The 6917-nt window shown below is 62.5% G+C and carries 7 protein-coding genes; 1 reads left to right on the top strand and 6 read right to left on the bottom strand.

Annotation, left to right across the window (positions count from 1 at the left end; translation table 11 throughout):
* The 6 genes from BQ17_RS17930 to BQ17_RS22125 all read right to left on the bottom strand — a co-directional run.
* Window positions 1-950: SGNH/GDSL hydrolase family protein (locus tag BQ17_RS17930; protein ID WP_141699358.1), on the bottom strand; the 950-nt coding region annotated here is incomplete at its 3' end.
* A 12-nt stretch (window positions 951-962) separates the two neighbouring features.
* Window positions 963-2225, bottom strand: a complete 1263-nt coding sequence (locus tag BQ17_RS17925; protein ID WP_089729437.1) for an SGNH/GDSL hydrolase family protein — start codon at window positions 2223-2225, stop codon at window positions 963-965.
* 1 nt (window position 2226) lies between these two features.
* Window positions 2227-2643 carry an SxtJ family membrane protein gene (locus BQ17_RS17920; RefSeq protein ID WP_089729435.1) on the bottom strand — a complete coding sequence of 139 codons (417 nt, stop codon included), beginning with the start codon at window positions 2641-2643 and terminating at the stop codon, window positions 2227-2229.
* Between the two features lie 39 nt (window positions 2644-2682).
* Window positions 2683-2994: a type II toxin-antitoxin system RelE/ParE family toxin gene (locus BQ17_RS17915; RefSeq protein WP_089729433.1), complete on the bottom strand. Its 312-nt coding sequence runs from the start codon at window positions 2992-2994 to the stop codon at window positions 2683-2685.
* Window positions 2991-3257, bottom strand: a complete 267-nt coding sequence (locus BQ17_RS17910) for a ribbon-helix-helix domain-containing protein (protein WP_089729431.1) — start codon at window positions 3255-3257, stop codon at window positions 2991-2993. Before BQ17_RS17910 ends, BQ17_RS17915 begins: the two co-directional genes overlap by 4 nt.
* A 33-nt stretch (window positions 3258-3290) precedes the next feature.
* On the bottom strand, window positions 3291-6116 hold the full coding sequence (locus BQ17_RS22125; protein WP_176722509.1) for a carbamoyltransferase N-terminal domain-containing protein: 2826 nt from the start codon (window positions 6114-6116) through the stop codon (window positions 3291-3293).
* Window positions 6117-6270: 154 nt separating this feature from the next.
* On the opposite strand from BQ17_RS22125, the gene dksA reads away from it, so the two are divergent.
* The gene (gene dksA / locus BQ17_RS17900) at window positions 6271-6705 is read left to right on the top strand and encodes an RNA polymerase-binding protein DksA (RefSeq protein WP_089729429.1); all 435 of its coding nucleotides are present in this window, start codon (window positions 6271-6273) and stop codon (window positions 6703-6705) included.
* Window positions 6706-6917 lie beyond the last annotated feature (212 nt).

The following is a 6917-nucleotide window of genomic DNA, read 5'->3' as shown; positions in this document are numbered from 1 at the left end:
TCGTAGGGTGAGCGGTGGCGCTTGGAAAAGATGACCGGTTGCCAGTAGAACAGCGGATCGAATCCGTAGCTTCGCCCTAGCGACTCGACCAGGGTGAGGTTGGCTTCGTACACGCGTACCATTTGCCGGACCAGCGCGTCGTCGCTCGGCAGCGGTGGTGCTGCCTGCCGCCGCAGGCGGCGTTGCAGCCCCGTCACTAGACGGTGGAACCCCCACAGGTTTCCGGCCAGAACCTCTCGTCCCCAGCGCCACGCCAGCTGTATCGGCCGCTGGCTGAGGTTGAATTCCGCCCGCCGGACCACCTCATGTATCGGGATGCCCGCTGCGCCGTTATGGTAAGACGAAAACACATCGTTGATACCATCGTAAAAGAGCACGATGTCCGGCACGTCGCCGCGCTGGAGGTAGCGCAACAGGGCGATCACTTCCTGGGTGCTGGTGTAACCAAGTTGGCCGTAATTCGTCACCTCGACACGCTGCCCTTTCTCGTACAGCAACTTGCTCAGGTGCGAGGCGATGGTGTGGTCATCGCGTGCGCCCCAGCACCACATGGTCGAACCGCCGAAGGTGAACACGCGCATCGGCGGCGGGTCATCGGCGCCGTCCCGGGTCGGCGGGTTCCAGGTTGCCCGCAGGCCGTTTTGGTTTACGTTGGTGTAGCGGCCCTGGAAGGAGGCACTCCGCCAATAGGCGTATGGGGACCAGACGGCTCGCAGGGCCTCGTTGAGTTCCTCGAGATACTCGGGGATCCATGCGGCCAGTACCACCCTGTTTTCAGACTTATCCTCGGTCAACGGCTGACGCTCCGTGAGCCAACCCCTGGTGGTCAGCGCCAGGCGCAGCCCCGCCTCGCAGCCGATGGTCAGAATCAGCGTGATACCCAGGAGCAGCCAGCCCGTGCGGATGCCCGATCCGACCACCCGCATGGATCGAAGTAGGACCCTTGCCATACCGCTAAGCAATCACCGCACCCTCTTCTCTTCGGCGCCTGCCCGGCGCTGCTCGATCAGCCCGATCACGTCATTCACCATGGCCGCGGCGATTAGCCGATTGCCCGACCTGGATATGGGTCCGAAGTCCCGATAATGAGGTTCCTTCAAGTCGTGGAACAGCGTGCCGATGTCGTGAAAATGCGGACGGCTGTTCAGGGCTTGGGAGCGTTGTATCCGTCGGTAGATGGCGTCGTACATCTGCTCCATGTTGGGCGTCTGCTCTATAAAGAGCAATCGCTCAGCCCAATACTGCTCGTAGGGTGAGCGGTGGCGCTTGGAAAAGATGACCGGTTGCCAGTAGAACAGCGGGTCGAATCCGTAGCTTCGCCCCAGCGACTCGACCAGGGTGAGGTTGGCCTCGTACATGCGTACCGTTTGCCGGACCAGCGCGTCGTCGCTCGGCGGCGGTGGTGCTGCCTGCGGCCGCGGGCGGCGCTGCAGCCCTGTCGCCAAACGGTGGAATCCCCAAAGATTTTCGATCGGGAACCTTCGTCCATAGATCCGTGCAAGTTGTTTCGGCCGCCAGCTGAGCCTGAATTCCGCACGCCGGACTGCCTCGGTTATCGAGAGACCTGCTTCATCGTTGAAGTAAGAGGACACCACATCGTTGATACCATCGTAAAAGAGCACGATGTCCGGCACCTCACCGCGCTGGATGCAGCGCAGCAGGGCGATCACTTCCTGGGTGGTGACATAGCCGAGCTGGCCGTAATTCGTCACCTCGGCGCGATACCCCTGCTCGTGCAACAGCTTGCTCAGATACGAGGCGATGGTATGGTCATCGCGTGCGCCCCAGCCCCACATAGTCGAGCCGCCGAAGGTGAACACGCGCACCGGCGGCGGATCGTCGGTGCCGTCCCGGGTTGGCGGGTTCCAGGTTGCCCGCAGACCGTTTTGATCCACGTTGAGGTACCCACTCCGGTATGGGGCATGCCGCCAATAGACATACGGCTGCCAGACGTGTCGCCGGACCTCGTCAAATGCCTTGGAATACTCGCGCTTCCATTCGACGCTGTAATCCGCGTCGCCCAGTGCCGAGTCAACCGGCGCTGACCTATTGATCTTGTGCTCGGTCAACGGCTGACGCTCCACGAGCCAATCCCAGGTTGTCAGCGCCAGGCGCAGCCCCGCCTCACAGACGATGATCAGAATCAGGGTGACGCCCAGGAGCAGCCAGCCCGTGCGGATGCCCGATCCGACCGTCTGCAGTGATCGCAACAGGGTCTTTGCCATATCAAAACTGATGGAAATATTGGGATAATTCCTGCTCCGCCCGATGCGGGACCCAATAGCTGGTCGCATCCGGCTCGAAGCGCCGCTGCATCGGGTCCCGACCCAGTGCCCGCATCAGCAGCCCGATGGGGGTAATGACTAGATAATACATTAGACCTAAGACCAGGTGCGACATGACCCAGCCGATGGGAAACAGCAGATGCATCCAGCCCAGATACAGCGGCCGGCGCAAGGGCCGAAGGGCATAATAGATGAGGGTCAATACCGCGCCGAGGGTCCACACCAGGAGCGGCGCCGTCCACTCCCCCGTGCCCAACCGCACCATCCCGCCGATCAGCACGAAGAAGACCAGCATCGTCACGCCGAACCAGGCCAGAACAGACTGCGAGGGGTAGGGATCGATGGAAATCAAGGCCATGTCGGTTCACTCTTTACGCCGGTCCTACAAACACCGGGATTACTCGCGGTCGTCCTGGAGGATCGTTTCATAGTTCTGACCGCCGTAATAAACCCCTAGGACAGAGACCTGTTCATCGTCTATGGTGAAAGCGATCACTGTCCGCCTCTTGTAGTTTGTGATACGCAAACCGGGCCGAATATCGTCGCGCTTGGTGCCGCGATGGGGAAAGGTTTTCAGGTTCTCGCGGTAGCTGACGATGGCCTCAGTATAACGCCCCGCAACGCTCGGTGAGGCCGCTTTCGTGATGTAGTGATACAGCGCCGCAAGCTGTTCTTCGGCTTCCGGCGAGAAGACAACGCGATAGGTCATTGCGCTTTGGTGTGCTCAGCAGTGAGGCGGGCACGCACATCCTCGACGGTGACGGCGCGCGAAGGGTCGGCTCTTAGCGCATCGTAGGCCGGACCTACCTGCTTGCGCAGCCAGCTTTCCGCTCTATCACGTGCCATCAAGACGCGCAACCCGTCACAAATAACCTCGCTTTCGCTGGCGTATTCGCCTGCCTGCACTTTTGCCTGCACCACGTCGGCTATGTCATTTGGAAGGGTGATGCTGAATTGTTGCGTTGTTCGCATGATGCACCTCCGTTTCGCGGGCTCACAATTTGCTCAGCTCGGTTTGCGACCGATCATGGTAAAGAATCCGCCCTCGGCCTGACCCGGGGCGATGGTCTGACTGGCCTGTACGACCAGCCGCTCCAGGGCCGTACCCCGCGGTTGCGGCTCGAACAGGCTCTCGCCGGCCAGGCCATCGTCATCCGGCCGCAGGGCCGGAATGCCGCGCACGAACTCGAGGCCCGTCTGCTCGAACCACCGCAACACCTCACCGCAGGTATGTTTCGACTCGTGTGGGTGTAGATATTGATCGGCGAACCAGGCCTGTCGCTTGGCAGCGCTTGCGCCGCCCCGGCGCAGGATAGGGTCGATCCACCCGGCGCTGCCGGGCAGCCGCCGTAACAGGTGCCGGCGCAGGTCGGTGGCCAGCCGCCCGTAGCGATTGTAGAGGCCCAGGACCAGATGCCCGCCGGGTTTGAGCAGCGGCACCAAGGCCATAAGTCCGCGGTAGGGGTCGGAGGTATGGTGTAACACGCCATTGCACAGCACCACGTCGAATTTAGCAGGCCGCAGCGCCGGGCGGAACAGGTTCATCTGCACGAATCGGACCCGCGTCAAACCCTGCTCGCGGCGAAACGCCTCACCTAACCGCAGGGAGTTCAGACACATGTCGGTGCCGATCACCCGTCGGCACGAGCTGCCCAGAAAGTTGGTCAATTGCCCCGTCCCGCAACCGATCTCCAGCACCTCGGCGTTGTAAGGGATCGTCTCATCCAACCGGCGGGCGTAGCGGCCCGCCCGCGCTTTCTCGATCAGCGCCCGCACCGAATCCTGGTCATCGTAGTTAGGGAAGGGCGTCTGCTCATAGAATGCCTTGACGATTTCCGTCCGGTCACGCGGGTCGCCGTACTGCTCGTGCGGCCAGAAGAGCTGCGGGATCTGGTCGGTGACGGCAAACGCATGGCCGGTCTCGGCGCAGATGAGTCGGTCGCCGCGGCGCATCAGCGCCGCCGTGCCGCCGGCCACGCACGGGCTGGCCAGCTTGTCCTCGAAGACCTCGTCCGTGGTGCCGGCGTGGACCGCGGTTACCGTCGCCGGCTGCTCGGTCTTGCGCAGCACGTAATGGCCCATCGCCAGCAGGTCGATGTCGCAGGCCATGAACATGCGGTAGGCGTCCTGCGGCGTGCAGACGATCGGATCCCAGCCGAGGTTGAAGCTCGTATTGACCAGCACCGGGCAACCGGTTTGGGCGTTGAATCGCTCCAGCAGCCGGCGCAGTAGTCCGTGCCGCCGCGGATCGACGGTCTGCACCCGCGCCGAGTAGTCCACATGGGTAACCGCAGGAATGACCGAGCGCTGCCGTTGCAGCTCGGCGGTGCCTGCAGGGTCTTGTGGCTTGGGGGGGAGCTCCAACCGCTTATCCTCGCGCACCGGCGCCGTCAGCAGCATGTAGGGGCTTGCCTGCCCCGGCTCCAGCGCGAAGTATTCATGGGCGTGTTCCGCCAGTACGCTCGGGGCAAACGGGCGGAAGCCCTCACGAAACTTCACCTTTCTGTTGATCGTCTCCTGCATGGCCGGATCCCGGGCGTCGCCGAGGATGCTGCGACTACCCAGGGCGCGCGGGCCGAACTCCATCCGCCCCTGGTACCAACCGACCACCTGGCCCTGCTCGAGGGCGGCGGCGACCTGCCCGCACAACGCCTCGTCGTCGTCCACGCGCTGGTAGATCGCAGCGACGGACCGGAGGAAGCCTGCGATCTGCCGATCGCCGTACTGCGGGCCGAGGAGTGAACCGCGTTGCGAATCTCCGGCCTCGGCCCGGCGCGGATTGTCCAGCAGCTGGTACCAGATGTACTGGGCCACCCCCAAGGCCCCGCCGGCGTCGCCCGCCGCGGGTTGGACCCAGATCGCCTCGAACGGCCCTTCGCGCAGGAGGCGCCCGTTGCCCACGCAGTTCAGCGCCACGCCGCCGGCCAGGCACAGCTGTTTCATGCCGGTCTGCGCCTGTACGTGGCGGGCCTGCCGCAGCATGATCTCTTCAGTGACTCGTTGGATCGACGCGGCGATGTCCATGTCGCTGCGGGTGATGGGCTGCCCGCCCCGGCGCGGCGGACGCCCGAACAGTCCCTCGAATTTCCGCGTCGTCATGGTCAGGCCCTGGCAGTAGTTGAAGTACGACATATCCAGGCGGAACGACCCGTCGGGCTTCAGGTCGAGTAGGTTATCAAGGATCAGGTCGACGTACTTCGGCTCGCCGTAGGGCGCCAGGCCCATCAGCTTGTATTCATCGCCATTGACGTTGAATCCGACGAAATCGGTAAACGCCGAATAGAGCAACCCGAGGGAGTGGGGAAAGTGCAGCTCGCTGCTAAGCTCGATCCGGTTACCCTGTCCCACGCCGAAGCTACAGGTGGCCCATTCCCCGACGCCGTCGAGGGTCAGGATCGCCGCCTCGTCATAGGGCGAGGGGTAGAAGGCGCTGGCCGCGTGCGAGACGTGATGCTGGGTGAACACATACTTCTTCCGGTACCGTCCGTGCAGTCCCTTAGCTATCTCGCGCGGCAGGTGCAGCTTCTGATGCAACCACAGGGGCATGGCCCGGAGGAACGACTTAAAGCCGGCCGGGGCGTAGGCGAGATAGGTTTCCAGCAAGCGCTCGAATTTGAGCAGGGGCTTGTCGTAGAAGCCGACATAATCCAATTGCTCGGCGCTCAGGCCCGCTTCCCGTAAGCAATAGTCGATGGCCTGACCGGGAAAGCCGGCATCGTGCTTGTTGCGCGTGAAGCGTTCTTCCTGGGCGGCGGCGATGATCCGACCGTCCACGATCAGGGCCGCGGCCGCGTCGTGATAGAAGGCGGAAATGCCCAGGATCGCGGTCATACACTTGCTCCTACAGAAATCTATTGCCGCACAGGGTCCGATTTGGTATTTAATGATGGTTTGAGATTGGAGGTCCGTGCAACCATGATATCGCCTGATCCGCGGTGTTCCGCCGGATCACCGCCACCATCGGCAGACCATCCGGGAGGATCGCATGGTCGAGTCAGATAACACGGGTGCCCAAGTATTCGGCTTAGCGCCATACGAGGCCGCGGTAGACGAAGAGTACATGAATCCGGATCAGGAGGAGCACTTCAGAGCCATCCTCCTGGCCTGGAAGCGGGAATTGATGGAGGAGGTCGACCGCACGGTGCATCATATGCAGGACGAGGCGACCAACTTCCCCGATCCTAATGACCGCGCCACCCAGGAGTCGGAGTTCAGCCTGGAACTGCGAACCCGCGACCGGGAGCGCAAACTGATCAAAAAGATCGATGAGGCCATCACCCGCCTGGACAATCACGAGTACGGCTTCTGTGAAGGCTGCGGCGTGGAGATCGGAATACGCCGTCTGGAGGCGCGCCCCACCGCGACCCTGTGCATCGACTGCAAGACCCTCGACGAGATCCGCGAGAAGCAGCACGGCTAAGGGCTAGCCGGGAAGAACGGCCCTCCGCTCGCGGTATTTGCCTGCCCGTGGACAGCTTGTCTGGGTTACGGGAAACCACGAAGCACGCGAATTAAGGATTTCGGCTCGTTCCCACGCTCTCGAACCACGGATGGACACGGATCAACACGGATTGGTCTCCATCCGTGTCGATCCGTGTTCATCCGTGGTTCTGTTTCCGGTTGTTATCTGCA

The organism is Candidatus Thiosymbion oneisti (genome assembly GCF_900092655.1).
Classification (GTDB): Bacteria; Pseudomonadota; Gammaproteobacteria; order Chromatiales; family Chromatiaceae; genus Thiosymbion; species Thiosymbion oneisti.
The sequence above is the reverse complement of the archived record's forward strand: the minus strand, read 5'-3'. Positions and strand labels throughout refer to the sequence as shown.

Excerpts from the sequence above, each read along its gene's own strand:
- BQ17_RS17925 (WP_089729437.1), bottom strand. The coding sequence starts at position 2,225 with ATGGCAAAGACCCTGTTGCGATCACTGCAGACGGTCGGATCGGGCATC.
- BQ17_RS17920 (WP_089729435.1), bottom strand. The coding sequence starts at position 2,643 with ATGGCCTTGATTTCCATCGATCCCTACCCCTCGCAGTCTGTTCTGGCC.
- BQ17_RS17915 (WP_089729433.1), bottom strand. The coding sequence starts at position 2,994 with ATGACCTATCGCGTTGTCTTCTCGCCGGAAGCCGAAGAACAGCTTGCG.
- BQ17_RS17910 (WP_089729431.1), bottom strand. The coding sequence starts at position 3,257 with ATGCGAACAACGCAACAATTCAGCATCACCCTTCCAAATGACATAGCC.
- BQ17_RS22125 (WP_176722509.1), bottom strand. The coding sequence starts at position 6,116 with ATGACCGCGATCCTGGGCATTTCCGCCTTCTATCACGACGCGGCCGCG.
- dksA (WP_089729429.1), top strand. The coding sequence starts at position 6,271 with ATGGTCGAGTCAGATAACACGGGTGCCCAAGTATTCGGCTTAGCGCCA.